The organism is Maritalea myrionectae, assembly GCF_003433515.1.
GTDB classification, from domain to species: Bacteria; Pseudomonadota; Alphaproteobacteria; order Rhizobiales; family Devosiaceae; genus Maritalea; species Maritalea myrionectae.
In genome coordinates, this window is record NZ_CP021330.1 from 1,724,828 (window position 1) to 1,749,673 (window position 24,846).

The following is a 24,846-nucleotide window of genomic DNA, read 5'->3' on the forward strand; positions in this document are numbered from 1 at the left end:
CGGCTTTTTTGCCGATTTGCAGGGGTGTAGCTCAGTTGGTAGAGCATCGGTCTCCAAAACCGAGGGTCGTGAGTTCGAGTCTCTCCGCCCCTGCCATTTAAATCACTGAAATTGTTGGTTTAAATGATGGCTTAGGAAATAACCTGATCCAAGGTTATGCAACCTATTTGGTAGGTTATGCATTTTTGTTCCTGATTCCTACCACATTTCCCCGCGCATCATTGATCACCTTTTCGATGCATTCGACCATCTCAATCACGATTTTCTTGCGCTTTGACGTAATCGTATAGTGTTCGGTCACGTCTTTTGGTGCGTGGGCGACGAGATATTTGATCTCATCGGCATATCCATGTTCATCAAGGATGGTTTGCACCGTTGTGCGCAATCCGTGATATGTGCCGCCGCCATCGATGAGGCCTTGTTCTTCCAGCCGATCCCTGTATTTTCCCCATGAGGAGCGAAACCCGTCCGGTGTCCATGGCATGCCCCTTGAGTTCACGAATATCTGCACGCTCTTTTCGTTGGGCTGCTGGTTGATGATTTCGGCCATGGTCGGCGTGATGTATAGCCAAACAGGCTTAACGCGTTTGCTTGTGGTGGGCTGCAACCAGTTCCCGAAATTGTCGCCCCTTATGTTGGCTTTGGTCAGGGTCAGCACGTCTCCCTCACGCAAGCCATAGAGTGTTGCGGCATAAATAGGGCCGATAAGCTGCGCTGGGGCGTTGTCTATGATCGCAACAAGTTCTTGTGAGGTGTAGGGGCGGTTCGGGCGCTTTTCGCCTCCTAGGGCCTTTGAAATGCTTTCGGCAGGGTTGACGTCCATATATTCGTATTCAACACCAAATGCGAAAACCTTCTTGAGTACAGTGACCAGACTATTTGCGAATTTGGGCTTGCGCCTGTCGCGGGCATTGTCGCGGGATATGGCAACAGTCGAGCGCTTGATTTCGACCAGCTTTGTGTCCAAGGCATCAATGGATTTTAGATATTTGAAAACCTGCTCATAGTCTTTACGGGTGCGCGGGCGCAGATTTCGCCAATGATCGGAGCGCTTCACATATTCTTCGATCAATAATCCCAATGAGCCGGGTTTCGATTTGGCTTTCCTATGCAGTTTGTCAAGCCGGTCGACCTCGGCAGCCAGGGCGGTGCCCTCTAACGTGGGGTCGATGGGCGTCCCGCTGGCGCGGTGATAGCGCCGCAACTTGCCGTGACGGTCCTTATATTGGTTCAAGCCTTTAATGCGCACTATTCGCCCTGTCACTTCCCAACCCCCTCAGTTCCGGTGCAGGGGTGGAATCTTTGAATTGATCTATCCATTCGTCAAGGCTTTTCCGATCGTACAAGATCCGGTTGCCGAAATTGATTGGTGATACATTGGCGTGTTTTTTGAAATGATTGGGCGACATTCCGCAATAGGCGGCGGCTTGATCTGTGCTTAGAAGCCGGGCGCTCGGAAGTCCTATCTCTCGCTCGTTTCCCATCATAAAGCCTCCAGAATTTGCCCCAAGTAAATGCACTGATATGTGGCGCCAGAAATGTCGAATACCCGGAACGCATACCGGGGCCCGTCATCATCAAATTGCCGCGGGAAGATATCCCCGATATTCACAGGTTCGCCTTTATCAATGATTGGCTCATCGCGAATAAAGGTAAACTCGTCACCTGGCTTTAGGTTTTGCCAGGGCCGGGGATTTCGACGGGCTATTGCCATGCCGGCACCTCGTTGGTGCGTTCAGGCTTTTCATCGTCTCGTCGCCCGCCGTGCACTTCCTCCAAAAACTTGTTGAATGATTGGAAGTGCCCAAGCTGGCAGTCGATAGAAGAAACCCAATAAGCTTGCACCCAAGAATGATCAAAGTGCACCGTCCCGCCGCGTATGACGTTCTTCAAAGCATTGCCTAGGTGCATTTCGTCGGGTTGGACCACCTCCAACCGGCATTTGCCGCGGAGGCGAGGGGGTAGCATGCGGCGAAACTGTTCAAGCGTCTGGCTTGACGGAAACACAACGATATCGCCTGGCTCGACGTGGTGCATCATATCGGTTGATCTGCCGGTCCCGCGCAATCCGCTTTCCAATAGCTCAAGATTGCTTTTGAGCATACCGTGAATGGTGGCCATGCGTTCGTTGGTTGAGGTCATTGATCCTTACCCCTCTGATCGCCCTTGCGCTTTTCGCGCACGGCATGTTCAAGTTTGGCCGCTGACAGGATAACCGGCTTCAACTCATCAGGGGCGTCATCAAAAGCAACAGTCCGCTTTGCTTTGCCACCATTTAGGCGGGGCAACAGGGCTCGGGGAATCGCCTCCCAGTTAGACGGGTCGCAATTAGTTTTGTCGCCATCCAGACACTTCAAAGCCTTGCCTTTTGGCACAGATCCATGCTTCTTTTCCCAAAGCCAACGATGCTTAAGCACATAGCGGCGTTCAAAGCCGGTGTGCGGGTTAACTTCATCAACACTGATCTCGACATAGCCCTCCTTTGAAACACGTTCATGGCCTAGGTAATTCGTGTTGTGGGGTTTGTGACCCTTTTTGAATTGCGTCTCCGCTGCCCGTCCTCGCGCCGGATGCGGCTTTCCTTTGTTGTATGGTTTGTTGCCCTTCGGGAATTGGCCAGTACGACCGGTTTTCCAGCCTTTGCGCTTTCGGAGTGAATGGAGGTTTGTCGCTGACACATCACATCGGTTGAACTGCGCGCAGAAAGCTGCGTGATATTCGCTGATGACCATCCGGTGGTTTTCTTCCAGCCATGCCAATTCTTCATCGTTCAAGTCGGATAGTTTGTTTTTCATGATTGGTTTCTTCCATCTGTTAGGCGCTTCATATGGTCGTCAATCACATCGATCATACGCTTGCCGTTATCGGCCACCATGTATGGTGCAAAGACGTGATCGAACTTCAGAACGTCGCATTCCACCGCTGTGATTTGCCCTTTGATCCAATCCCTTAAGATCGATGATGTGGCCGTTACGCCTTGTTCAAGGGCTTGCTGTTCATATGCCTGCTTTGATTTCTGCTTACGGCTGGTCCAAGGGTTTTCTTTGAGATACATCGCAGCCCAACCGGCGCCGGATGCATTCATCTCCACGCGACGCCCTTGATGCTCGAAATAGAGTGTTGTCGTGTGGTTGTCGTGATCGTCCATAAAGCCGATCTTGGAGCATCCGAACCGGCGCAAAATCTTCTTGATTTCGTCCTGCGCATTGGCCGCGTTGGCTTTAGCATAGGGTATTGTCATGCAGCACCACCTTTCGGACCAACCATCTCGGAAGGCGGCAAGGGGATATCAGCATTCATAGGCTTCCAAAGATGCAAGCAGTTGGCGTGAAAGTTCACATGGTCGCTTTCGGCAACATGAATCTGCATGGCGACCTCATCGGGCTCAAAGAAAAGGTTCTTGATGTGTGACATTTCCGGCCAGTTTGGGCATCGGTTCTTGCGGCTGACAGAAACATGCTCCCAGCCGCCGCCTGTGCTGACGATGACGAAAAGCTGGCCGCCGTCGATCGGTGATTTGATCGCGAAGCAACCGCACCCTGGGAAAAATGACCGGCCATATATTCGACGCTCGGCATCAGAAATCCGATAATCTCTCAGTTCGGAAAGGTCTTTCATGCCGCCACCTCATTCACGTTCGTGTGGATGACCTCAAAGATATAGGCGGCGACCCATGGATTGGCGTCCCAGCCAAAGCCGCGTTTGGCGTTCAGTCGGTCCCACAGATCAGCAAATGCATCGCCGGCGTACTCGAAACCCTCGTCGTCGTCATGCAATTCAGGCACACGATACCGATAGCCGTTGATTTCGCTTGGACCGTTCGGGGTGCCGACAATGTCTACAATTTCCCAACTCTCGATAACGCCTTCGCTTAGGGCGTCGTCTTCGCTGATCTCCTGCAGCCGTTGAATGCGGACATCTGTTACACGCAAAGTCAGACGGCTAGCCCATTTGGGCATGTGGATCGATGGTCGGGGTTTTTCCCAATCGCCATGTTTTGGCGAGCCGTCAGCCCAATACCAGACTTCGTCGTGAAAATAGAGGGAGCCTTCCCAGGAAAATATATTTCGCTCAGATGGGGCGGTGTTGCGGAATACGTGGTTTCCGCTCCAGTTTTCGCGCACCCAAAGCAGGTCACCGACTTCATATGGAAGTTTGTATGGGCCGCTTAGACTGCCGGTGCTTTCATAGTGCATGATGCCACGGCGAAATTCGCCGGGTTCCAGTTCAATCAGCCTCTCGTCTGGCGACGTGATGGCCACCATGTTTCCCATTACAGCCGTGATCTTGGCAATTCGCCGCGTTTGTGTTTTCCTGCCATCTTTGATGGCGCGCACCATCTCGCCACTAAACAAAATTGGCTTAATGCTCATTGCAATTCCCCATTCGCCCGATCGATCTCGTCTTTCATGGTGGCAATGTGCCGCCGCAATGATTTGAGGCTGGCCCGATCAAAGCCCGCTTGACGCTGGCGACTATCGATCGCGGTTTGCGCGCGCTTGATGATTTCGTTCAACCGGCGACATTCCGAAACGTTCTCATCAAGTGACCGTTGTAAATCGATCTCTTTTTTGTTGGCGTCTTCCAACTCGGCCGAAAGCGAATTGTGGTAGTTCAGATCGGCGTGGTGCTGTGCCTGGGCAACTTTACGCGCCAGTTCATCCATGTTGACTTGATCATTCATGATTGCGGTTCCTTCTTTTTGGCTTCACGTTTTGCCCTGGCTTCTGCGCGCTCTTTTCGCTTCTGTGCAGCTTTGGCGCGTTTTTCTTCACCCTCGGCCCACCAGCGCTCGGCTTTGCCGATTGCCTCTTGTTCGGTTGGCGCACTGAACGCGATGGGCAACAGATTTTTGCCTGACAGCCATTTGGCGCACCACTGGATAGATGCGGGCGCATTTTCGCTTTTGTAGGTGATGATGTTCATGCCTTGCCCTCCGCTTTGGCGATGGCTTTTTCGATTATGTTTGGCGTTTCAAGCGCAGGATCAGGAGCGTCAGGCATGGCGATGTAGCCGTATTCAATGCCGTTCTCTATGAATTCCTCAGCCCGCTTCAAGGCCTCCAGCATCTCTTGCTCAAGAGGGCGGTGGTTCCACTTTTCAAGCGCCATCTGCTGTGCGTGCTTTAGGGAAACGGGTGACCCAGGTGCGACTAATCCGCATTTGCTGCATTTCACCCCATGATCCAGCAATTCGGCTTTACCGCGGCACCAAGGCAACGGACACGGCTTTAGCTTCTCACTCACAGTGCCACCTCCATTCCCAATTCCCGCGCCAACTGCGCTGTGCGCAAGAACTTCGCCTTGGCGTATAGTTCTATGGCGGGCGCGGTGCGCGGGCCCATATTCTTCAGCCGCGTGAATATCTGTTTGATTTCGGGGTCATCCTGCACCGGTTCTGGCAGATAACGATTTGCCTTGTGGACAGTGGGGCATGTCTCGCCACGTGATTGATTGCAATCAAAGCAAGCCGCCACAATGTTCTTGCGCGCGTTGGTGCCCTGGTCAGCTTTCCGCTGCAAATGCTCGGCGGTGCAAAGCCGGAATTTCAATTCTGTACGGGTCAGGCCCAAGCGGCGCATTGCATCAAGTCTGTGCTCGGCCGACCGTTCCCACATGCGGCGATTGCAATAATAGCAGCGACCGCCCTGCCGGATAAATGATAACTGGCGATACCGTACAATCCGTTCGCGTTGTTTAGCGCCCATGGCTGACCACCTCCCAAGATTTGATTTCTGAATACAGATAGGCAAAGCAACCCACGAAAACGACGCGACAAAGCGGGTCATTCAGGCGTGCACTGATCGGGCCTTCGCGGAAAACGTGATTGCCATTGCGCATCACGCGGATGCTCACCCATGCGTTTCGACGGGTGAGGCGTCGGGCTTCGTCCGGGGAAAGCGATCGATCCTGAAAAAGACAGGGATCGGTGACCGGAATTGCATCGAGTGCTTGTTTAAGCTGTTTCATCTTTCCACCACCGTTCCATCGAGTTTTCTCTTGAATTTGGAGTTGCGCGAACCCGGCATACGGCTAGGCTTGCGAATGCCGAGATGCTTTTTGCGGATTCGATCTGACTTGGCCTTTGCCTTGCGATCTTTCGCCGTTTTGGGCTTGTGATACTTGCGCAAGGCGGGCCGCATATTGCTTTCTCTATGCTCACCGCCCATGCAAAGAGGGACCACATGCTCAATGTCCCAATCCATGCCTGGCAAAATCTTGATGCCGGACAGGTAGCAAATGCCGTTGTGACGCTCGAATACGCGAAGGCGCACTCGATCAGGAACTTTGGCGTCCGGGCTAGATCCGATCCATTCTTCTGTGGCTCGGCCTATGGGGTTCTTGATCTTGGTCATCAATGCACCCCATTCAATCGCATGTTGCGGTCGCGCTGCGCCTTAAGCTCACGCTTGGACCTCTCCCACTCCAACAGTGCAACCTCGCGCGGATAAGCAGCCTTGAACCGGCCCAACTCGTCGGCGTAATCAATGTCGTTGGTATCCACCGCGCACAGACTTTCACCAAGCCGCCCACCATCACACCCGTATCCTGGGTAGTGAGCCGCCAAATAAAGAGGGCAAAACTGCACCTCATTGGTTTGTTTAAAAGGGCACTGTCCCATGGTCATGATCCGAACCTCGCATCATCTTCATATGCCTCAATCGGCGGCGAAGGCTGCCAGCCCACAGACTTGTCGGGCGGTATGGTCAACTCAACGCCCTGTTCGGAAAACTCACGGTGTACGTGGTCTAAATAGGTCGCAAGCTGCTTGGTGTTCATCTTTGACGTGATCGGCCAATCGAACGGCGCTTTCATCAGCGCCAGCTTGAACGGGTATGGCGCGGGCATCACTTTGGCGTCATAGGCCTCGCGGAAATCTTCATCCACTTCGCGCAAGATCGGGACGCCATGCCAAAGTTTGCAGTGAGCCCGCACGTCTTCTGTGCTGTCGAATGATCCCGGCAATTGCTCCGCAATTTCCCCGTACCATTTGAACGCCAGTTTATTTTGAGCAATCGAGCGGCGCCCGCCCTGTTTGATGGTGACGGTAAATGGCGGCGTTTGCTTACCAATGAAGGCAAGCAAACGGTCCATATCAAAGTCGGTTTCAATAATTCGCTGCGTCATCTAAGCCCCCATCGTCTTGATCCAGCCGCGCAAGCCAGTCATCCTTTAGGTTGAGCGCCCGATCCAAGGCGGTTTCGTCATCGGTGAGCGTCGACTCCACATCGAACTCGGACCAGATTTCTTCGATCACTTCGGCGGAATCGGCTGTGGCAAGTCGTTCGTCCAGTTCTGTGATGAACGCCTCAACGTCGAAGACCTCTCCATCAGGCTCAATGGCTTCGTCTGCCTGTTGATCCTCCATTGTTGGAGTGGGTTCTGGCGGTGTTGGGGGCGTCAGCGGGGTAGGTGCCGCGCCGCGCATATCGCTATGCTCTGCGGCGTCCTCGATCTGGATGGCCTCAGATAGTTCTGGCGATTGCGGAAGGCGCTTGTTCAGCTTGCGGATAACCGTCTTTTTTGACATTTCCACTTCATCCGTCGCCCATGGTGTCGATTTGATCCTGCCAGCGGCATATGCCTTCCAGCCATCCGACCGGTCGCGGATTTCTTGCGCTTGCTTGACTGTCAAGGTTTCAAAATCAGTCTCGCCGTTTTTGTATTTGACCACGGCGTAAAAGCCGACGATTTCCCCGCGCTCTCCGAACACATCAGGCCGATGCTTGAGGTTTTTGTGATCGCCAAGGTCGCACTCAAACAGATCATTTTCATGCACCTCATGCGCATAGATCATGTTGATTTCGCCAGATTGACGGGCCAGCTTAATGAGCCCGCGATATCCAACACGAAGCTGAGGCTCTGTGCGTCGCGCCTTGCCATTCCATCCCGCAATTAAATAAGCCTCGGCAAGATGTGGGTCGAGATAGAGGCCAAGGGCAGCCGCCTTGGAGACTTCGCGGAACACTAGGCGCGGATCAAGCTGCATAAGGTCAGGGTTCGTCATCAAGGCGTTGACCAGGTTGCGCTCGAAGCGTTCAGGCTTTACGTGGGTAGGCAAAGAGTTGAAAAGCTCTTGCTTGCGGTCCTGAGGCAAAACCAAGGCGCGAAAAGCGTCCAGCTTGGTTGGTTTTTCGATTGTTGCGACAGCGTTGCTCATCAGCTCACCTTTGCCTGTTCATCGATCGACACGCCGGGCACTTCAAAGCCCTTTTTCACGGCGCGCTGTGCCAGATCGATCATTGTTTGTTTCAATTCAGGGTGATCTTTCAGGAACGCATAGAGCGCCCCCTGATCCGAAATGCCGGTCACCACCTTGACGACCGATACAGACGCGGCACGGCCATAGTTGCCTTTGATTGGCGCCGGTGCCGTTTGTTCGGGGGTGGTGTCTGTTTCTGGCGGCGGCGTGGCGTCGGCAGCCTTTGGGCGCCCCATTTCTTCATCACGTTTTGCCGCTTCTTCAGTTTCGCGCCGCTGCTGTTCAAGCCGAGCCTGTTCTTCGCGTTGCTTCTTCAGCTTTTCGGTTTCATAGGCCGACATAGCCTTTTTGATTTTTTCCGCGTTCGCCTTTGCATCTTTGACAAGCGGTTGCCATTTGGCATCGACAGCCTTGCCTGCATCCAAGTGCGGTTTCTTTTCGGCAGTGCGTTTTTTGTCGGCCTCGTTGGAAAGCTCATTGAGGCGCGCGCGCAATGCCTGGGCCTTGACCTGGGCTTCATCGCTTTCGATTTTCTCAAACTCGGCAATGCCAGCTTTGGCGCTTTCGATCTGATCTTTGAGCGCTTCAAGCTCGTTTTCAGGGTCAGAATTGCGCAGATCGTTTGTTGCGGTCGGATCGAAAATAGGCGCATCGCTCCAAGGCTCACCGTTTGAAACCCGGTCATACTCGGCCTTGGTGATTGGCTTGTCACATACCCATGTCCAGAGATACATGGCGTCTGCTGGTTTGCCATCGACGAGGGCCACCCAATCGTCGCCATCTCGCCAGATAGCAACAGGAACGAAGGGGCCGTTCTTTTTGAGACGGCGGCGATAAAATCCCGATTGTGGGTCGCCTTCGTGCACTGGTGGTTTATCGCCCGCCAACGCCTTTTGCCAATAGGTCCAGTCTTGTTGGTCGGTATTCTCTTGATGAGCCATGTCGTTCATGGGTTTCTCCTGTGGGTTTAAGTGTTCGCTATACGCCGGGGGTTTGCGCCCACCAGTAGGCGTCAGCGCAAACAATCATGAGGGTGAGGGCGACGGTGCTAGCGCAAAGGACCACAAGGTCAGCTATGTGCTTCCAGTTGGGGTTTCGGGTCATGGCTCACCTATGATCTGTAGCGAAGCTGCTTGGCTTCAATTTCGGGGAAAAGCGCGCGGGCCTCGGCTTCGGATATTTTGTTGCCGCCAGCGCGGACGCCTTCGGCCACCTCGGCCTGATAGATGTCGCTGTACAAGCTGATATCCCGACAAATCCCACGATAAGCTGCGCAATCACCAACCTCGTCGTTGACCGAAAGCACGGTCATCACCCACAAAGGCTGGCCATTGGTGAAAATTGGCTCCCAGCCGATGGCGGGCCATATTTCCTTTTGAACTGATAGGGTCATGATTGCTTCTCCAATTCCCGCGCCCGTTGGCGCTTTTCGATAAAACGAGCAAGGGACTGCGCATCGCCGCGGTATTTCTCGGCGCACCAAATCCATTTGCCAGTTGAAGGCCAGTAATCCAGGCGGTGAACGTTCAGGACTGTTGACCAGTGGTGTTCTGTGTGTTTTTTCCACTCGCATGGCCAATCCATGGCCTCCGCATCGCTCAAGCGATCGCCCTTGCGCCGCTTCTTTGCCGCATCCCAATCGCGGAAATAGTCGCCCATATCACCCATCGCTCTTGCTCCGGGCTTGGAGCATGGCATCGGCCATGACATAGGCGTATTTGGCGACCAGTGGTTCCGACCCATCCAACCCATTAAGGCATGGAGCCGCTGCTGTGGTGATCATCCCCGCCAGCGCTTGCCCTGCGAAATAGTCGCGTAGGGTTTTTTCTTCTGCCAGCGGCTTTCTTGCCAGCGGGTCGCCGTGACGATACCAAAGGTCGTAATGGCCCTGCGCATCCTTGTGTGTGTATTCATATCGCCAAGCCTCACCATCATCGATCACGATACCCTCGTGGGCTTTCAGTCGGTCGTCGATCGACCAGTCGGCGTGATATGCCTTCATGCGTTCGGTCATCTATTCATCCCCCTGTGTGGAAAGGGCGGCGCGGGCGCAATGGATCGCTGACCACGTTTCAGCCGTTGCATCCATGCTGTGATCATTGGCAAAAGCCTCAAGGTGATCAGTCATGCGTTTAAGCTCGGCATAGAGACAGTCGTGCTGCTGAATGACTTCATCGACTGCTTGACGTGACACCATAACCATCACGCCTTCCTCGTCCGCTTGTTGGTAGCTTTTCAGCGCTTTCATTGCAGGGCTAACCATTCCAGCCTCCTTAAATAGCGTGTGCGGTGGGGGTTAGTGCTGGGATAGCCACGATGCATGTGTGAACCGCTGTTCCAGATGCCTTGAATGAGTGGTCAGGTAGGCGCTCAATCGTACCGCCTTGACGCTCAACAAAAGCGCGAAACTCGCGTGTTAGTCCGTTATCGCGGAACATCACACTTGCCGACATGATGGCGACCAGAAGCCCGCCTGATTTCAGAAAACGATGAGCGTGATTGACGTGGTGAACATCAGCCTGGCGGGCGAAAGGCGGGTTCATCACAACGCGATCAAATCTCGCGTGATCCGACCATTCCAAAAAGTTGGCGTGAATAGCCTCCAGCTTCGGGTCAGCATTCAGAACGGAAAACCGCTTTGTATCGATTTCAACGGCGACAACCTTGCCCCCAGCGCGTTCGGCGGCGATAGCGATATTGCCGATGCCAGCGCTTGGCTCCAAAACGGACATGCCAGGTTCAATCCTGGCCAACTGAATAACTAAGCCGACGACCTCTTCGGGGCTATCGAACTGCCCGAAGTCCTGTTTGGTTCGCGCATATTCGCCGGTCAAAAGTATTGGCTCGATCGCGTCCAACGCCTCACCATCGAAAATGTGGGCTTTAGCCTTGCGGTTCCACTTGCCGCCAGCAGCTTCTAGAACCTTGTTCGTCTCAACATAGAGCTTGCGGTCAAGCTGGCCTGTGAGTTGCAATGCGCTGCCATCGATGATTGCGCGATCCAGAACTTCCATGACTGGCTGTGGCACTTGAACGGTCATTGGTCTCTCCTAAGATATCGTGTTGTTAAAGTGCGGCTTGGCGGTAATCTGATTGCAGCCAGCGCTGTTCACGCGCCGACAAGCGATCTTCGCGGCAGCCGTTGTCGATCAGTTCTTCGAGATATGTTTCGGCATGGAGATTGATCAGCGCGCAGGGGCTTTCGGTCTTAGCGCCCTCAAAGCAATAAGCATCTGCGTTGCGTTCATAGTGCTGATCTGCCAACGCTTGGGCGACCTGAGCAGTTACATTGACCGCGCTTTCCTCGCCTGGTTCATAGGCAAGAACGGTCCAGTCAATGCCGTATTCGGTGGCTTGATCAAACAATGCGGCAAGGTCAGTGAAGATGTAATTTTCCTGTACTTCACTGCCTTCGGCCAGCACCGCCATAAACCATTGGCACTGATCCAATGGTGTTTGATCTTCGACCATAAAAATCGAGGTCGTTTTTGACCCCGTATTGTTCGCGTCGCGATGTTGGTTTTGATGCGTTCTTAACATGCTTCAATCTCCGTTTCTGGAGTTGAAGGTATTATTTGTACCCTAGCTTGTCAACCTTAAAGGTATAAAAAGTATCTTTTGCAAATAAATATTAGGTATTTAAAGAATCCGCTTGAAACCGATTACACGCGGTGCAAAGCTGCGGGCATATTTTAAGCGATTGAATTATTTAAGCTCTTGGGAGAAAGGGATGAGGTGGTTTTTAAAGGGACTTTTAGCTTTGACACTATTGGCGGCGACCGCACCGGCTCGCGCTCAGGAGGTGTCGTTTCGCGCCCGTTTGATTGACCAGCATCTAACTTCAATTATGCGCGGAGCGGAAATTGCGACCACGGCAATCGGTGAAACGTTCATAACGTCTCGCTCAAACGATGAAGAATTTCATGCATATCTAAACCGCATCAAAGCTCAGTTGCCAGAGGCCCGGGCAGTATTGGTCCTGGGGGCAGACGGAATGCTCCTGCATGACAGCTTTTCATTCCCAGCCCTCGAGCTAGATTTATCGCAACGGGTGTATTTCAAAGAGGCGGTGGCGCGGAGAGGGGCAAGGCTCTATGTCGGCACCGCCAAAATCGGTAAGTCGTCTGGCGTTCCGTTTATCCCGGTAGCCAAGGCAATCTATGACGGACCAGATCTGGTTGGTGTGGTCACGTTGATCATTACGCCGGCAAGGTTGCTGCAACAATCGCGCTGGGATGATTGCCTGTATTGCTATGTGGAGATTTTACGCGCCGATGGCCAAACCCTCACATCATACCCATCGAATGCTGAACGCCCGGAAGATTTTTTAATGTCGCTAGATCTTCAGAACGCAAGCGTTATGGGCTTTAAACGAATGATGTTCCATGAATTGCCGACCAAAACCTCTTGGATCAAGAACAAAGATTATCCGCTTATAACGGTATACTCAGAAATCGAACCGCACTGACGCTGTGTCTACCTGCGGGGTATCGGTTAGCTTCGCCCCAGCAACGAACGAACCCAAAAGGACTATTATCAATAGCCCCGCAATTGCCGCTTGTATTGCCAGCTTGCGCGGTTTCGTTTTTTTAGTGGATTGGTTTAGATTTGCGACAGTGGTCGCCAGCTTTGCCTGATACTGTAATTGCTTCATTATATATACTCAAAAAAAATACTATGGAGCATTTTAGGTTGATGGAAGTCGAAAAAGCAAGGGCAGTGGATTGCCCGGCCATCGCGAGAATCCACGTCGATTGCTGGAGAGAAGTCTATCCATACATTTCAAAACAGGTTCAAAACCAGCGTGGTTACCACTTCAGGCTTGACCAGTGGAAGGATGTTGTAAGTCGCGAAGCGCGGCATGAAGCCCTATTTGTTTTGCGTGAAAGCGGCCAAATAGTTGGGTTTGGTTTTGCAAAGGAAAATAAAGATGTTGCGCTTCCAGCTTTGGGCGAGCTGCATGCTGGCTATATCATGCCACAGCACCGGGGCGGCATATCTGGCCCGCTTCTGATGCAAAAAATGGTGATCGCACTTATCCAGCAGGATCTGGCGCCAATATCGCTTTGGGCGTTCAAACAAAACCGCGTCAGGGCTTGGTATAAGTCCTTAGGCTGGGTTTCAATGGTGGCCCGCGATAGGGTTGTGGCTGGGGAGGCAATCCCCGAGGTGGGCTATATCCATCCCAATTTGGATGAACTATTGAGCCGCCTGGATACTATTATTGAACGCGCCCGCGCTATGCCTAAGGCGCAATACGCCGCATCTGGAACTTGACCACATTTTGCTGATCGTTGTCGGCCGCGCCAGGTTCTTCGATCCTGTAGTCGAGTAGATCGACAAATGCGGACGCAAAATCGTCAGGGTCGTAAGGTATGCGCCCATTGGATGCATTCACAATATCCCGGGCGACAGCGCGAACATGGTCTCGGATTTCGTCCAGGTCAACCGACACGCTTTCCCCCGACAGCATCTCGCCCGTTCCGAATAGCAGCCAATCCAAACTCACTCCGAACGCTTTTGCATATTCCTGCGCTCTGGTTGGGTTGAACCCATTGCGCCCGCTTTCGTGTGCTTTGTAGCTGTTAATATTCCAGCCAAATTTATCGCTCACGGGTTGCGGGCCACGAAAGCCTGCATTTTTACGGGCTGCGACCAAGCGTTCTGCGCGTTGCTCACGCTCAATTTTTTCGTCGTATGAGTTCATGTTACATCTCATACCCTAAGCGTCGGGTATAAATCACACCAAAGTTGTTGACAGTTGAGGGTATTGTTTGTACCTTCTGCCCATGACACACGCATCTCTCATAGATAATTGGCCATCTCTAAGCGAATTCGCCGCGGACATTGGCATCAAGTATGGCACCGCCAAAGCAATGCGGCGGCGCGGGGCAATTCCAGCAAACCGGTGGGCGGCAGTCGTGAGTGCGGCTGAAGAACGCGGGTATGAGCAGGTCACTTTCGAGAAGCTGGCGGAAATCGCGGCTGATCGACAGGAAGATGCGTAGGAGAGGGCAATGAGTTTTTTTGTTAAACTTGCCGGGTTCATTTCCATTGGCATTTCATTCTTGTGCTTGGCCATCGCTATTCGCGAGTTTTTCAACGCATATGAGCCAGACAAACGCATTATGGCGGCATTGCTAGCCGCCTGTTTGGTATTCGGCTTTGCTGGCCTAGATGCTTTTGGGGTTTGGCAATGATCAATCATTTCGACACTGTTTGCTATTGCTGCTTGGCCTTCATGCTTGGCCTTTCCGGCGCGGCTTTCGCTATCAGCGCGGGGGTGGTGTGATGGTTTGGGCGCTTCTTGTTGTCATGGTCCCAATGCATTGTTTTGCATTAATTGGCTGGCACGGCGTTGATACGGGCTCTTCCAAGTTTGAGCGTGACGGCTGGAACGGGCTTTTCGCCTGTTGGATTGTTGTTTTTTTAATCTTGACAGCGGGGGATTTTCTATCATGACCCGCCAGCAAACCACACCACACAGAGAAGGGGCACACTCTCTTTCGGGGCGTGTGGCGTGGCTTGTTGGTGGAAACCTTCAAGATGAGCGGTTTTCAGTACCGCTTTCTGTTGGTGTGCGGCGGCTGAACGCGTGCGGATGCTCGAAGCCGCCGCGCACTTTTCCACTCATTCAAATCAATCACTTTGGCCGATCCCCCAGCCCAGCGGTCAAAGTGGGGGCGGTCGGCTCTGTTGTTTCCTCCCTTGGCCGCCGCCCTTTCTCTTTTGAACTGCTGAAGCAAGGTCTCCAACTCCTCGGTCAGTTCGTTCGTGTTCTCAAAATCCATGGTGCGTTCTCCAATGCGCTCCGTTTCCTGCAATCAGTAAAAACGATGCAGGGAGCAAAATCTTGGAAAAGAAATACAAAATTAGAAGGGGGCGAAAAGTGATACCTGTAACCGCCTCGGACTGCCGGGAGAAGATCAAAATCTATACAAAGCGGCGTTGGCCGCTGGACAATGACAAGTCAGCAGCACCAAAGCTGCAAATTGCCATCAACAACATTTTGCGGGACATGACCGGGGATGACGAAGATCGTCAGTCCATATCGGTTCGCCGCGCCAAATCATACTTAAACGGGGAATCCTCAGCCAAGCTTCGAGGCTGGGAGGTCGCCGCCATTCGGGAACTTTTGGAAGGGGCCACCGATGACGAGAAACAGCTTTTTGACGAGATCGAGGAGCTTCGCGCGGTTATTGCGCGGCAGGGCAAGATTATCGACCGCCTCACTCATTGGATGGACAGCCAAGGTTCTTAGAAGCTGGTCAGTTTCTTTGGGTGCTTTTGCTGTCGTTCTTGGTTTGCGGTCGGCTCAAATCCACAGAAAAGCGCGAAAGGATTTGGACGATGCCTGAACTCGAACAGGAAACAGGACTGCCAAAGCTGAAACCGCTGACCCGCAAACAGGTCGCGGAGATGATCAGCAAGGTTTCTGGCGTCGCGGATCATTTCGGCAACATGCCGCATAAGGATGCGCTGGCCGCCACCGCCCAATTGGAAGATTTGGAATCCATGCTGGCAGAAATTCTGCCGGGCCATGAGCGCATAGATAATTGCGAAGGCTGCGGCGCGGCTTTGGGGGCCGATGATCCTTATGGCTGGGACACTGAAGGTGTTCGGACCTGTCCCGCATGCGGCGAAGCTCAAAGCAAACCCAACCTTAGCCTTGTCACAAACCAGGAGAAAAACAATGTCAGCTAACCCAATGTCCAACACTTATGATGATGACGACTTGAAAGCGGTTGTCGACGAGATCGAGGCCTTTGAAGCCAAGAAAGAAGAAATTATGGCAGCGGCGCGAGGCGAATGTGCCGGCATTGCCAAAAAGATCAAAGACACCAAGAAACGGGCAAAGACCGAACTTCGGATTCCGGGTAAGCCGCTAAGTGCTTTGTTGAAAACCCGCAAGCTTGAACGGCAAATCAAAGAAGTAGCCGATGGCGTTGATGAAGATGAGATCGAAATCTTCGAAGACATGACAGGTCAATTCTCTTTCTTGAAGCCCGCCAATGACGATCAAACACCGGCTCAGGCTGCCGCCTCGCAACGCCGTGAAGAGGTGGACGAGCAGGAAGAGCGAGAACACGAAGAGGGCGAGAAAGAGCTTAATAAGCTGGAGTCTTTGCACTGATGAACCTCTTGGCTCTCGATATTGCGACAACAACAGGTTGGGCCTTCGGGCCCATTTCTGAGGGGTCTTGTCCTTCAGCGTCCGGCCATGAACGTTTGGCTAAGGCCGGCGCGTCAAATGAACAGTGCTGGCGTTCCACATTTATGTGGATCAATGCGATGTTGCGAGAACATGACCCCGACATGGTGGTGATAGAGGCAAAGATCAAAACCCCCAATATGAAAGGCAAATCAAGTCCGAAAGTGGATGAACGCCTAGGGGGCATGCAGTCTGTTATCCGAGCCGTAGTGTTTATGCGCCAGCGAGTGACCGCTGACCAGATACCCCCGGCAACGGTGCGCAAGCAGTTCTTGGGCTTAGGCAATCTACCGAAAGACACCGCCAAAAAACTTGTTCATTCGCGCTGTCGTGAGCTTGGCTGGATTGATGCTGGCAACTTGTCACTTGATGAGACTGACGCGATGGCACTTTGGGCGACCTATGGTTGCATCAATTCAATCGAGTTTCGCAAAGGGTTTGAGGTGCGGATGCCTTCCAATTCAGCTCACATCATTGACGTGGCCGCGAAGAAAGAAGCCGAACGCGAAGCGCGAAGAAAAGCGAACTCCCAACCCAACACCAAAGCGCCGGCGTTTTTCGTCGGCGATACTGAAGATATTCCATTTTAGGAGGGGCAAATGAACGATATTTTTGATCAGGCTGAAGCCAGGATTTCGGAGCTATCCCAACAGATCGACGATCTTAAAGCGGCGGTTGCTGCTGGCCGCGCCTCACAGAAATCACAAAAGCTGGCCGCTGAGCTCGTCGAAGGGCTTCTAAATGGGTCTACAGGCCATCTACTGGCCGCTGATGTGCCTATGCTCGGGGATGACAAGACAAAGGCGCTGACGCCTATCGAATACCCCGGCAACTGCAACGTGCGCACCGCCAAGAACAAACCGGCCAAAGAGCAACCTTCCAGAAGCAATGTGCGCAATGCGATGGACAGGGTTGCTGAAGTGTTCAACGCCGAGCCGGATCTAAAGCCGGAGGAAATCAGTAAAAAGGCTGGTGTGCCGCTGTCCACCACGAAGGTCTATGTGAACAAGCTGAAGAAAAAGCTCAAAGGCACAGCGAAAAAGCCCGAACCACATTCTGATATTTGTCGGGCTCCAGAGAAAGCCGAAATCCGGCCCAATCTGAATAATGGTGATTTCGGCCGCACCAAATACCCGATTACCCCAAAAGCCACAGGAACGAAGTTCCGGCTATTGGATCGGGAAACCAAAATGTTTCTGCATGAAGATTTGAAATCCATGACGGATGACAAGCTGAACTTCACCAACAACAAGGCTTTCGCCTGGACCGGCACAGAACAGCAAATGAATGCGGTGCGCAAACAGTTTCCGGCCACGATCGACTGTATCGAGCGTGTGGTGCCGCAATGACGGTCACAGCTTCCAAATATGCGTTGCGTGAGAACGACCATTATGAAACCGAAGCCTGGGCTGTCGACGCATTGGTTCGGGCCTGTCCATCAATCAGCAACAGCAGGGTATATGAGCCAGCGGCAGGCAACCATGCCATTGTCGACGCTCTCGGAAAATACAATGTGGAATCGATCACAAGCGACATCAAAACCTATGATCAGCAGCACGACTTTGAAGCAGACTATTTGACAAATGATCAGTGCCTTGATGTGGCTTGTGAATGTGACTGGATTGTTACCAACCCGCCATATGGACGGCAAAACCGACTGGCCGTAAAGTTCGTCGAACGTGCTTTGAGAGTTCGTCGAGTGAATGTTGCGATGCTCCTCACGGCCAAGTTTGATTTCGGCAAAACTCGACGCCACCTTTTTGCGGACAATAAACGGTTCGCGGGGAAGGTTGCCTTGCTTGATCGCATTTCGTGGGCAGGTAATGGCAAAACAGGCACCGAGGATCATGCCTGGTATATTTGGTCAGCAATCGGCGATCCTTATAATGGCCCGACAATGCGTTGGGAAGCGAGGGGTGCTGCATGACCCCCCCCGTCTATGAACTGACCATCCCCGAGATCAATGAACCGCAGATCAGCAAGGTTGTGAATGCCGATTTCGACTTCATGACCCTTTCAAGTGAATTTCGGGCTGAAGCGGTGCATTTGCAGCACAGTTTCCAAATGGCGCGCAATACCTTTGGAGCCGACGCTGTGTCACCCAAAATGCTGCGCTGGGCGTTTTTGCTTATGCGCGCCGCATCCGCCTTTGAAATCATGCATCGCGACCCCGAAGCGTTCAAAGCGCTTTTTAAGGAGGTGGTATGACCGCAGCATTGGCACATAGCGCAGATCATAACGAGTCCACGCTCGAGTTTAATATCATCGGCTCATTTATCATGTCGCCGGAATCCTTGATGACGTATGCAGACCAGATCGATGCTGAATGGTTCGAAGATGAGGCATGCGCGACGCTTTGGACGATTATGGCCAACCAGGCGCGCGAAGGGCTCGTTTTTTCGTGGTCTTCGCTGTTGGCTGAGTTCGAAGATCATATGGAAGACCGCAAGCTTGCGTCAAAAATGCTTGCGCATATTGCTGCGATGGCCATTCCGGTCGGTTTAATCAATGGTTCGATTGACTATCTCAAAAAACGGTGGATGCGGCGCAGTCTTCGCGAAATAGCGTCTGAAATACAAGTGAACGCCAACAATCCGCAATACCGACCAAAGGACGCAGTGACAGACGCGATCGCCGCCCTCGATCGGGTGCAATCCAGTTCAACCAGTGCCCGCGCCCTGACGTTGGGCGCTGCCAATACAAAATTGGCGAAGAAAATGGAAGATCCCGAAGCGGCTGCCGGGGCAAGCACCGGGCTGAAAGCACTGGACGAAAAGGTAAATGCTTTTGCCAGAGGCGAATTGTTTGTTTTGGCGGGCCGCCCTGGGATGGGCAAAAGTGCGTTTGCGCTTTCCACTTTGCGCAATACCGCCAAGCTTGGTCACGGCGTCCTGTTTTTCAGCTTTGAGATGCCGGAAACAGAGGTTTCGGCCCGCATGGTTTCTGACGAGCTATACGGCCAGGACCGCGATGCATTCGCGCCTTCTTTCTCATTGATAAACAAAGGGCGTTTGTCGCCGGACAATAAAGCCAGGGTCATATCCAAATTTGAAGAAACTGAAGAGCTGCCATTTATCATCGAGCCTTCACCTCGCTTGACAATGGCTGAAGTTACGGCGCGTTCCAGAGAAAAGAAAGCGGCCCTACAGAGTAGGGGGATCGAGCTTGAAGTCATTTGCATCGATCATTTGGACCATGTTGAGCCTACAGGGCGTTATCGCGGCAATAAGGTGGAGGAAGTCGCGGAAGTGTCAAACGCGGCCAGAGCCCTAGCTAAAGAGCTAAATTGCTGCGTTCTGTTGCTGTCGCAGTTAAACCGGTCGGTTGAAAGCCGTGATGACAAGCGACCTCGCATGAGCGACCTACGAAATTCGGGTGCTTTGGAGCAAGACGCGCATGTCGTGATGTTCGTTTATCGCGACTATCAGTATCTCAAAGATGACCCCACCGCCGAAGAAGACGCGCTGGCGGCCAAGAATGATCTCGATTTGCTTATCAAGAAAAACCGCAATGGCGAAACGGGGGATATCAAATTCCATGTTTCCATTGCCCACAACGCCGTGAGGGACCGATATGGCTCTGCATAGTTTTGACCCTGAAGTCGCTAAAATTGTCGGTGTGAATGCCGCCACGATTTATCAAAATATTGCCTTTTGGATTGAGAAAAACCAAGCCAATGAGAAGCATCTCTATGATGGGCAATATTGGACCTACAACAGCGTCAAGGCGTTTGGCGAACAGTTCCCCTACCTAAGTGCAGATCAAATCCGCAACGCATTGAAAAAGCTTGTGGAACAAGGGTTCATTGTGAAGGGCGACTACAACAAAGCAAATTTCGATAAAACTCGCTGGTATGGGCTTGGCAAAAAAGCCAATTCGATTTGTGAAAAATCCCAAATGGAGATGGTAAAAAAGGCCAATGGAGTTGGCAAAAATCCCGAACCTATACCAGATAGTAAACCAAATATTAAACCAGATAGAAATCAAAAGAGATCGATCGATCAACGTTATCAGGACGAAACAGATCCGTTGTGGGTTTATTTTGTTCAGAACGTTTGGGCTCACTGCTGGCGAACAGGCGATAGTCGGAAAAACGCCTTCAAATCCTTTGCCAAGCTGACCAAGCCGCAAAAGCAAGCGCTGGTCGAAGCGTTGCCCGCAGCAAAGCGCCTATTCCTAACCAAAGACAATGATTTCCGCCCAATGATGGCGACCTGGATTAACCGAAACGGCTGGGAGGAAATTCAAAATAGGTCCGCTGCCCATCAATCGCCGGATCAAAGCGCGAGCGTCGATTGGGAAGCGAGAATTGCACATTGGCGAAGCGACAATACCTGGTTGCCCTCATGGGGGCCTCGACCGGGTGAGCATGGTTGCCAAGCCCCTGCCGATCTGATCGAGACCAAACCGCAAGATACAACCCAAAATACGTTGTTTTAGAGGAGAATTGACCGATGGATATGCACGAACACACTTGGCAGACCGACGAACAGCGTTTGGAAAACCTACGTGGCCAACTGGCTGCCGCCAAACATGACAGCGACCATTTGCCATTCGGAAGCAATGCGCAATGGCGGCGCCGGATCGAAGACATTCAGGCCGAGATTGCCGAGATCGAGGCCCGGCAGCATGTGGAGGGCGTGTGATGAGGTGGATAAATGAAAGCGTTTTCGGAATGCACCGGTGGGTGTCCGGTGATTACCAAATCGAACAAAATGGGCCGTTGGATTTTACCGTGTTCTGTGTCGGTGAAGAGATCGGTTTTTCCGGGTCGCTAAGCGACGCAAAGACGCAAGCACAACGACATAAGGACCAATCATGACCACACCTAAAGACAAAGATATAGAGGTGGCAGAGACAATTTATTTGAATTTTTCAAATGATGGAATGTCCTTGCCTTATGCGACAGCAGAAGATGCGCGGGATAGCGCAGGGACAGATATTATCGCCGTTGCTGTCCCGTACCAACTTTCTTCAACCATCGCCCAAGCCCTAGCAGCCGCCCGTGAGCAAGGGCGGCGGGATATGCGGGATGAGATCGTTGGGAAGTTGCAAAGCAAGGCAGATGCAAGCCGCATGGCCCCGGTGCGCGGTCTTTTAAAGGACTGCGCTCAGGAGTTCCGCAATCTCCCCACCAATGCGCTAGAAAGCGAGGTTGATGATCTTGATACTCGCATGAAAGAAGCTGGAATGGTGCCACTATCAGAATTGCTGGCTGGAACGCAACTTGACAGGTGGCGCGTTCATACTGGCGTGACCGATGTGCAGTCATTCTTAGAAATAGCTGAAAAGAAGCATGAGAGCTTCACCAAGTTATTCATCCAATACGAGGTTGGCGACAAAGAGCCAGATGAGCTTTACGAGTGGGTTTTGGCGCACAAGGCAGTATGGGGCGATGTAGTTTTTAACCTTCGCGCCGCCATTGAGAAAGGCAAGCAATGAGCGATGAAACCCAGCTCGGCATGTTTGGCAGAGAACCGGAACGGTTGGGGCACCCGCTGTTTACCGAGCGGTGGGGCAATCGCAAGGCCTTCTGGATTGGTTTGTACACCGGTCAGGGGCTATCTGCCCCGGCCATCGAAAAAGCACTTGGTGAGCAAGATACGGCCAACGTGATCGCCCATATGGTGAATGTTTGGGGTTATCGGCTGGCGGGTGACCAGCACACTTATGAAAAGGTGAGGGTGCCCATGGCAGCGCGGCACCGGACGATGCTGGCAGAAGAAGCGATGAAGCGCGAAATGGAGTTACCGGAATTATGCCGGCGCGTGTTGGTTCAGGTGGCGGCCGATGATCTGTGGAAGGCGGTTATTGATGGTTGAGCAACCAAGACGCCCAGTTTTGCGTTGGCATGGTGGTAAGTGGATGCTTGCGCCGTGGATTATTGAACATTTCCCCGCACACCAAGTCTATGTCGAGCCTTTTGGTGGGGCCGCCAGCGTCTTGATGCGCAAAACCCGCTCATATGCCGAAATCTATAATGATCTCGATTGTGAGGTCGTAAATCTTTTTCGCGTTCTGCGTTCAGACAAAGCAAAACGTCTTGTGGAAGCTGTTCGTCAAACACCATTTGCGCGGGATGAGTTCAAAGAAGCATATCAGAGATCATCGGATCCAGTTGAACGGGCGCGGCGCTTGATCATTCGTTCGTTCATGGGGTTCGGTTCAAATGGCCACAACCGGGTGACAGGATTCCGCGCAAACAGCAATCGATCCGGCACCACCCCGACGCATGATTGGGTGAATTATCCTGATAGCTTGGCAACGGTGGTGAAGCGTTTGGAAGGGGTGACAGTTGAAAACCGCGATGCGGTCGACGTGATGGCGCAGCATGACGCGCCAACAACGTTGCATTATGTCGATCCACCCTACGTTATGGCCACGCGAGATGGTGGCGAAGATTACGCCCACGAAATGGACGATCAGGACCACGCGGAATTATTGGAATTCCTTAAAAGTCTTTCAGGCATGGTGGTGCTTTCTGGTTATCCGCACCCCCTTTATGAGGTTTCGCTGAATGGTTGGCGGCGCATTGAGCGCAAAGCGCTTGCTGATGGAGCAAAGCCACGCACAGAGGTTTTGTGGATCAATGCCGCTGCTGCTCAACGCCTTGATGAGAAAGAACGACAATTGACTATGTTTGGAGCGGCGCAATGACCAAAATAACCATCGACACCAACACAAAGCAATGGACCGCTACGAGCGTTCGCAAAGCTCTTGCTCAAGCCTTCAAGGTGCTTAACGCCACCACCGGGCCCGTTGGCCACAAGCGTTTGAAGTCCGCCATGCCAGAATATCAATACAGCGCGGCCGACATAGCTGAACAGCAGCATATGGAGCTTGCGGCCCGTCGCCGGGGCGAAACCACCATGGCAAAGCGCCGAGCGGCAATGATCAAGCCGAACAGTCACGAAATTAGCCGGTCGGATCTGATCCTTTTTGGCAGAAATGGTCGAAAGCCCTGGTTAAAGCTAGTGGCGGCATATCCCGATCACCAGCGAGAATTGATCGCCGCCGTGCTGGGCGCAGCGAAGGGCCACAGCGCAAGAATGGTTGCCAGGCGCATGGGAGTGGCGGAAAGCACTTTTCGCTTGCACATCAATTTTGCAGCGGCCACAATCGCAAAGCAGTTGAACCGGGCCGGTATCGAAAGATGGTAGAAATTGGCAATAAAGAACATTGGGTCGATGTCTCCGTTGTCGGCAGTCCCTACGAGGTTGAGACGGACGTAAACAGCAATCGGTTCCGGCATCGGCAGTCGAGACATATGGATTGGATCGACGGGCACCCGGATGAAAGTGAGACCTTCTACACTCAAACCATAACGGTTAGCCAAAGTAAGTTGCCTGTAGTCGTTCAACCTGGTGGTTGGTTGATGGAGCATAACGGCAATTGGATGAAAGGGGCCAAGATCGTTGATGTTCGGCAGCTTCTTGGTGGAAATTTAATCATTACCGTGACTGAAGTGATTGAGCGGCGAGTGCACGATATGGGAGTTGGCAAGCTTTGGTTCGTCTCTGGAAAGGATCAATGATATGCCAATCGTTAGCGCAAAAGATTTTAACTTGTCCGTCCAGCAAGATGATGGTTCATTGATATCGCTCAAGCCGGGCCAAAACCCGACTGTTGACCCCAGCAATTTGAAAATCAATGGAAGTGTTTACATTGATGGGATAAGAGAAGGGCGCATACTTTTCGTTCTTGAACGGGAGATGGCTATCTCTCTCGGGGTAGGTTTCAAACGGTGACATAAAGTCGGCTTTGAGATGTTGCGCAAATCACGCATAAATACGTGTATTCCCAGTAAGATGGAAGAATTGTTTCAGAAATTAGATTCGCTGCCTTCGGGCGGCGTTTTTTATGGCTGGCGCTGCAATTTGCTTAAGCAGCATGGGAAAAACCACAGTACGCAACGCACTGCCCCACATCTCGCAAGAGGTGAAACGAATTTGGGAATAAGCGGAGATAGCGAGCGGATACGGGTGCCTAGCAGGATAGAGGACTTCCTGCCGCCAGCAACCTTCGATCTGACGGGATTTATTCGCTCAAACCGAAAGGAAAACCGATGAGAAAGCCATATGTGCTTCGTTCGTTGATTTATTCGTTGTCGATTGCAATGATTTCAGGACTGAAGGCGGTCGCCGAGGCCGCCATCGATCGGTCGATTGAATTCACGGTCCATGCCTTGGACATTTTGATTGATTATGTGGTCACCCGACCGCTGGACGCTCTCCAAGCCCTCCGCTTCGGCGCTATGGCCCGCCAGTTGATGACCTTGTTTGAAGATCGATGGCGTGGCGCCAAGTCAATTACAGATAAAGCGCTGACGCACGACAAATTCGGCTCCGGCCAATATCAAAGCCAAAACAACCCCATTCTTCAGTGTTAGCCAGGTAGACCGAAATCGTTCCAAGATCATAGCCCCGCTTCGG

General features: G+C 52.5%; 45 protein-coding genes and 1 tRNA gene. 22 read left to right on the forward strand and 24 right to left on the reverse strand.

Going from position 1 to position 24,846, the window contains the following annotated elements:
• Positions 1-20 precede the first annotated feature (20 nt).
• Positions 21-96, forward strand: a tRNA-Trp gene (locus tag MXMO3_RS08655).
• Between the two features lie 79 nt (positions 97-175).
• On the opposite strand, the gene MXMO3_RS08660 is transcribed toward MXMO3_RS08655, so the two are convergent.
• The 23 genes from MXMO3_RS08660 to MXMO3_RS08775 all read right to left on the reverse strand — a co-directional run bounded on the left by MXMO3_RS08660 (position 176) and on the right by MXMO3_RS08775 (position 11,742).
• The gene (locus MXMO3_RS08660; protein ID WP_162889192.1) at positions 176-1,264 is read right to left on the reverse strand and encodes a tyrosine-type recombinase/integrase; all 1,089 of its coding nucleotides are present in this window, start codon (positions 1,262-1,264) and stop codon (positions 176-178) included.
• 219 nt (positions 1,265-1,483) lie between these two features.
• Positions 1,484-1,714, reverse strand: coding sequence for a hypothetical protein (locus MXMO3_RS08670; protein ID WP_117395613.1), 231 nt, complete (start codon positions 1,712-1,714; stop codon positions 1,484-1,486).
• Positions 1,705-2,142, reverse strand: a complete 438-nt coding sequence (locus tag MXMO3_RS08675) for a hypothetical protein (protein ID WP_117395614.1) — start codon at positions 2,140-2,142, stop codon at positions 1,705-1,707. Before MXMO3_RS08675 ends, MXMO3_RS08670 begins: the two co-directional genes overlap by 10 nt.
• Entirely contained in the window at positions 2,139-2,795 is a 657-nt protein-coding gene (locus MXMO3_RS08680) for an HNH endonuclease signature motif containing protein (protein ID WP_117395615.1), read from the reverse strand. Before MXMO3_RS08680 ends, MXMO3_RS08675 begins: the two co-directional genes overlap by 4 nt.
• On the reverse strand, positions 2,792-3,241 hold the full coding sequence (locus tag MXMO3_RS08685) for a hypothetical protein (RefSeq protein WP_117395616.1): 450 nt from the start codon (positions 3,239-3,241) through the stop codon (positions 2,792-2,794). Before MXMO3_RS08685 ends, MXMO3_RS08680 begins: the two co-directional genes overlap by 4 nt.
• Positions 3,238-3,618 carry a DUF7694 domain-containing protein gene (locus MXMO3_RS08690; protein ID WP_117395617.1) on the reverse strand — a complete coding sequence of 127 codons (381 nt, stop codon included), beginning with the start codon at positions 3,616-3,618 and terminating at the stop codon, positions 3,238-3,240. The genes MXMO3_RS08685 and MXMO3_RS08690 overlap by 4 nt, the downstream gene beginning before the upstream one ends.
• Positions 3,615-4,373 carry a hypothetical protein gene (locus tag MXMO3_RS08695; protein WP_117395618.1) on the reverse strand — a complete coding sequence of 253 codons (759 nt, stop codon included), beginning with the start codon at positions 4,371-4,373 and terminating at the stop codon, positions 3,615-3,617. The genes MXMO3_RS08690 and MXMO3_RS08695 overlap by 4 nt, the downstream gene beginning before the upstream one ends.
• Positions 4,370-4,684, reverse strand: coding sequence for a hypothetical protein (locus MXMO3_RS08700; RefSeq protein ID WP_117395619.1), 315 nt, complete (start codon positions 4,682-4,684; stop codon positions 4,370-4,372). Before MXMO3_RS08700 ends, MXMO3_RS08695 begins: the two co-directional genes overlap by 4 nt.
• The gene (locus tag MXMO3_RS08705) at positions 4,681-4,926 is read right to left on the reverse strand and encodes a hypothetical protein (RefSeq protein ID WP_117395620.1); all 246 of its coding nucleotides are present in this window, start codon (positions 4,924-4,926) and stop codon (positions 4,681-4,683) included. The genes MXMO3_RS08700 and MXMO3_RS08705 overlap by 4 nt, the downstream gene beginning before the upstream one ends.
• Positions 4,923-5,246 (reverse strand): hypothetical protein, encoded by a 324-nt coding sequence (locus MXMO3_RS18660; RefSeq protein WP_162889193.1) that lies wholly within the window; start codon positions 5,244-5,246, stop codon positions 4,923-4,925. The genes MXMO3_RS08705 and MXMO3_RS18660 overlap by 4 nt, the downstream gene beginning before the upstream one ends.
• The gene (locus MXMO3_RS08715; RefSeq protein WP_117395622.1) at positions 5,243-5,707 is read right to left on the reverse strand and encodes an HNH endonuclease; all 465 of its coding nucleotides are present in this window, start codon (positions 5,705-5,707) and stop codon (positions 5,243-5,245) included. The genes MXMO3_RS18660 and MXMO3_RS08715 overlap by 4 nt, the downstream gene beginning before the upstream one ends.
• Entirely contained in the window at positions 5,697-5,969 is a 273-nt protein-coding gene (locus tag MXMO3_RS08720; protein ID WP_117395623.1) for a hypothetical protein, read from the reverse strand. Before MXMO3_RS08720 ends, MXMO3_RS08715 begins: the two co-directional genes overlap by 11 nt.
• A complete protein-coding gene (locus MXMO3_RS08725; RefSeq protein ID WP_117395624.1) occupies positions 5,966-6,355 on the reverse strand; it encodes an HNH endonuclease in 390 nt (129 codons plus the stop codon). Before MXMO3_RS08725 ends, MXMO3_RS08720 begins: the two co-directional genes overlap by 4 nt.
• Positions 6,355-6,627 (reverse strand): hypothetical protein, encoded by a 273-nt coding sequence (locus MXMO3_RS08730; RefSeq protein WP_117395625.1) that lies wholly within the window; start codon positions 6,625-6,627, stop codon positions 6,355-6,357. Before MXMO3_RS08730 ends, MXMO3_RS08725 begins: the two co-directional genes overlap by 1 nt.
• Complete coding sequence (locus MXMO3_RS08735; protein ID WP_117395626.1) at positions 6,624-7,127, reverse strand: NinB/YbcN family protein; 504 nt, start codon at positions 7,125-7,127, stop codon at positions 6,624-6,626. Before MXMO3_RS08735 ends, MXMO3_RS08730 begins: the two co-directional genes overlap by 4 nt.
• The gene (locus tag MXMO3_RS08740) at positions 7,108-8,160 is read right to left on the reverse strand and encodes a recombinase RecT (RefSeq protein WP_117395627.1); all 1,053 of its coding nucleotides are present in this window, start codon (positions 8,158-8,160) and stop codon (positions 7,108-7,110) included. Before MXMO3_RS08740 ends, MXMO3_RS08735 begins: the two co-directional genes overlap by 20 nt.
• Positions 8,160-9,152, reverse strand: coding sequence for a hypothetical protein (locus tag MXMO3_RS08745; protein WP_117395628.1), 993 nt, complete (start codon positions 9,150-9,152; stop codon positions 8,160-8,162). Before MXMO3_RS08745 ends, MXMO3_RS08740 begins: the two co-directional genes overlap by 1 nt.
• A gap of 161 nt (positions 9,153-9,313) precedes the next feature.
• The gene (locus tag MXMO3_RS08750) at positions 9,314-9,595 is read right to left on the reverse strand and encodes a hypothetical protein (RefSeq protein WP_117395629.1); all 282 of its coding nucleotides are present in this window, start codon (positions 9,593-9,595) and stop codon (positions 9,314-9,316) included.
• On the reverse strand, positions 9,592-9,870 hold the full coding sequence (locus tag MXMO3_RS08755) for a hypothetical protein (protein ID WP_117395630.1): 279 nt from the start codon (positions 9,868-9,870) through the stop codon (positions 9,592-9,594). The genes MXMO3_RS08750 and MXMO3_RS08755 overlap by 4 nt, the downstream gene beginning before the upstream one ends.
• Positions 9,863-10,204, reverse strand: coding sequence for a hypothetical protein (locus MXMO3_RS18880; RefSeq protein ID WP_205468002.1), 342 nt, complete (start codon positions 10,202-10,204; stop codon positions 9,863-9,865). Before MXMO3_RS18880 ends, MXMO3_RS08755 begins: the two co-directional genes overlap by 8 nt.
• Before the next feature lie 12 nt (positions 10,205-10,216).
• Positions 10,217-10,465 (reverse strand): hypothetical protein, encoded by a 249-nt coding sequence (locus tag MXMO3_RS08765; RefSeq protein ID WP_117395631.1) that lies wholly within the window; start codon positions 10,463-10,465, stop codon positions 10,217-10,219.
• Positions 10,466-10,475: 10 nt separating this feature from the next.
• Entirely contained in the window at positions 10,476-11,243 is a 768-nt protein-coding gene (locus tag MXMO3_RS08770) for a methyltransferase (RefSeq protein ID WP_117395632.1), read from the reverse strand.
• 25 nt (positions 11,244-11,268) lie between these two features.
• Positions 11,269-11,742 carry a hypothetical protein gene (locus MXMO3_RS08775; RefSeq protein WP_117395633.1) on the reverse strand — a complete coding sequence of 158 codons (474 nt, stop codon included), beginning with the start codon at positions 11,740-11,742 and terminating at the stop codon, positions 11,269-11,271.
• A 112-nt stretch (positions 11,743-11,854) separates the two neighbouring features.
• Here MXMO3_RS08775 and MXMO3_RS08780 point away from each other — a divergent pair, with 112 nt between their 5' ends.
• Both MXMO3_RS08780 and MXMO3_RS08790 read left to right on the forward strand, forming a co-directional pair.
• Positions 11,855-12,670: a PDC sensor domain-containing protein gene (locus MXMO3_RS08780; RefSeq protein ID WP_162889194.1), complete on the forward strand. Its 816-nt coding sequence runs from the start codon at positions 11,855-11,857 to the stop codon at positions 12,668-12,670.
• 161 nt (positions 12,671-12,831) lie between these two features.
• Entirely contained in the window at positions 12,832-13,479 is a 648-nt protein-coding gene (locus tag MXMO3_RS08790) for a GNAT family N-acetyltransferase (RefSeq protein WP_162889195.1), read from the forward strand.
• On the opposite strand, the gene MXMO3_RS19100 is transcribed toward MXMO3_RS08790, so the two are convergent.
• Complete coding sequence (locus tag MXMO3_RS19100) at positions 13,448-13,909, reverse strand: helix-turn-helix domain-containing protein (protein WP_117395637.1); 462 nt, start codon at positions 13,907-13,909, stop codon at positions 13,448-13,450. The genes MXMO3_RS08790 and MXMO3_RS19100 overlap by 32 nt on opposite strands.
• A gap of 82 nt (positions 13,910-13,991) precedes the next feature.
• Between MXMO3_RS19100 and MXMO3_RS08800 the strand changes: the two genes are divergently transcribed.
• From MXMO3_RS08800 to MXMO3_RS08900, 19 genes are all read left to right on the forward strand, one after another.
• Complete coding sequence (locus MXMO3_RS08800) at positions 13,992-14,210, forward strand: hypothetical protein (protein ID WP_117395638.1); 219 nt, start codon at positions 13,992-13,994, stop codon at positions 14,208-14,210.
• A gap of 9 nt (positions 14,211-14,219) precedes the next feature.
• Complete coding sequence (locus MXMO3_RS08805) at positions 14,220-14,402, forward strand: hypothetical protein (RefSeq protein ID WP_117395639.1); 183 nt, start codon at positions 14,220-14,222, stop codon at positions 14,400-14,402.
• Between the two features lie 258 nt (positions 14,403-14,660).
• Positions 14,661-15,095 carry a hypothetical protein gene (locus MXMO3_RS18665; protein WP_162889196.1) on the forward strand — a complete coding sequence of 145 codons (435 nt, stop codon included), beginning with the start codon at positions 14,661-14,663 and terminating at the stop codon, positions 15,093-15,095.
• Positions 15,092-15,463 (forward strand): hypothetical protein, encoded by a 372-nt coding sequence (locus MXMO3_RS08820; protein ID WP_117395642.1) that lies wholly within the window; start codon positions 15,092-15,094, stop codon positions 15,461-15,463. Before MXMO3_RS18665 ends, MXMO3_RS08820 begins: the two co-directional genes overlap by 4 nt.
• Positions 15,464-15,552: 89 nt before the next feature.
• Complete coding sequence (locus MXMO3_RS08825) at positions 15,553-15,906, forward strand: hypothetical protein (RefSeq protein ID WP_162889197.1); 354 nt, start codon at positions 15,553-15,555, stop codon at positions 15,904-15,906.
• Positions 15,896-16,336, forward strand: a complete 441-nt coding sequence (locus MXMO3_RS08830; protein ID WP_117395644.1) for a hypothetical protein — start codon at positions 15,896-15,898, stop codon at positions 16,334-16,336. The genes MXMO3_RS08825 and MXMO3_RS08830 overlap by 11 nt, the downstream gene beginning before the upstream one ends.
• Positions 16,336-17,004, forward strand: a complete 669-nt coding sequence (locus MXMO3_RS08835; RefSeq protein ID WP_117395645.1) for a hypothetical protein — start codon at positions 16,336-16,338, stop codon at positions 17,002-17,004. Before MXMO3_RS08830 ends, MXMO3_RS08835 begins: the two co-directional genes overlap by 1 nt.
• Before the next feature lie 9 nt (positions 17,005-17,013).
• A complete protein-coding gene (locus MXMO3_RS08840; RefSeq protein ID WP_117395646.1) occupies positions 17,014-17,763 on the forward strand; it encodes a hypothetical protein in 750 nt (249 codons plus the stop codon).
• On the forward strand, positions 17,760-18,341 hold the full coding sequence (locus tag MXMO3_RS08845; RefSeq protein WP_205468003.1) for a hypothetical protein: 582 nt from the start codon (positions 17,760-17,762) through the stop codon (positions 18,339-18,341). Before MXMO3_RS08840 ends, MXMO3_RS08845 begins: the two co-directional genes overlap by 4 nt.
• Positions 18,338-18,622, forward strand: a complete 285-nt coding sequence (locus MXMO3_RS08850; protein ID WP_117395647.1) for a hypothetical protein — start codon at positions 18,338-18,340, stop codon at positions 18,620-18,622. The genes MXMO3_RS08845 and MXMO3_RS08850 overlap by 4 nt, the downstream gene beginning before the upstream one ends.
• Complete coding sequence (locus MXMO3_RS08855) at positions 18,619-20,001, forward strand: replicative DNA helicase (protein ID WP_117395648.1); 1,383 nt, start codon at positions 18,619-18,621, stop codon at positions 19,999-20,001. Before MXMO3_RS08850 ends, MXMO3_RS08855 begins: the two co-directional genes overlap by 4 nt.
• A complete protein-coding gene (locus MXMO3_RS08860; protein WP_117395649.1) occupies positions 19,988-20,854 on the forward strand; it encodes a hypothetical protein in 867 nt (288 codons plus the stop codon). Before MXMO3_RS08855 ends, MXMO3_RS08860 begins: the two co-directional genes overlap by 14 nt.
• A gap of 14 nt (positions 20,855-20,868) precedes the next feature.
• A complete protein-coding gene (locus MXMO3_RS08865; RefSeq protein ID WP_117395650.1) occupies positions 20,869-21,060 on the forward strand; it encodes a hypothetical protein in 192 nt (63 codons plus the stop codon).
• Positions 21,061-21,232: 172 nt separating this feature from the next.
• Positions 21,233-21,856, forward strand: coding sequence for a hypothetical protein (locus MXMO3_RS08870; RefSeq protein ID WP_117395651.1), 624 nt, complete (start codon positions 21,233-21,235; stop codon positions 21,854-21,856).
• The gene (locus MXMO3_RS08875; protein ID WP_117395652.1) at positions 21,853-22,236 is read left to right on the forward strand and encodes a hypothetical protein; all 384 of its coding nucleotides are present in this window, start codon (positions 21,853-21,855) and stop codon (positions 22,234-22,236) included. Before MXMO3_RS08870 ends, MXMO3_RS08875 begins: the two co-directional genes overlap by 4 nt.
• Entirely contained in the window at positions 22,229-23,071 is an 843-nt protein-coding gene (locus MXMO3_RS08880) for a DNA adenine methylase (RefSeq protein ID WP_117395653.1), read from the forward strand. Before MXMO3_RS08875 ends, MXMO3_RS08880 begins: the two co-directional genes overlap by 8 nt.
• Positions 23,068-23,574, forward strand: coding sequence for a helix-turn-helix domain-containing protein (locus tag MXMO3_RS08885; RefSeq protein ID WP_117395654.1), 507 nt, complete (start codon positions 23,068-23,070; stop codon positions 23,572-23,574). The genes MXMO3_RS08880 and MXMO3_RS08885 overlap by 4 nt, the downstream gene beginning before the upstream one ends.
• A gap of 107 nt (positions 23,575-23,681) precedes the next feature.
• Positions 23,682-23,948 carry a hypothetical protein gene (locus tag MXMO3_RS08890; RefSeq protein WP_162889198.1) on the forward strand — a complete coding sequence of 89 codons (267 nt, stop codon included), beginning with the start codon at positions 23,682-23,684 and terminating at the stop codon, positions 23,946-23,948.
• Positions 23,949-24,479: 531 nt separating this feature from the next.
• Positions 24,480-24,803: a hypothetical protein gene (locus MXMO3_RS08900; protein ID WP_117395657.1), complete on the forward strand. Its 324-nt coding sequence runs from the start codon at positions 24,480-24,482 to the stop codon at positions 24,801-24,803.
• Positions 24,804-24,846 lie beyond the last annotated feature (43 nt).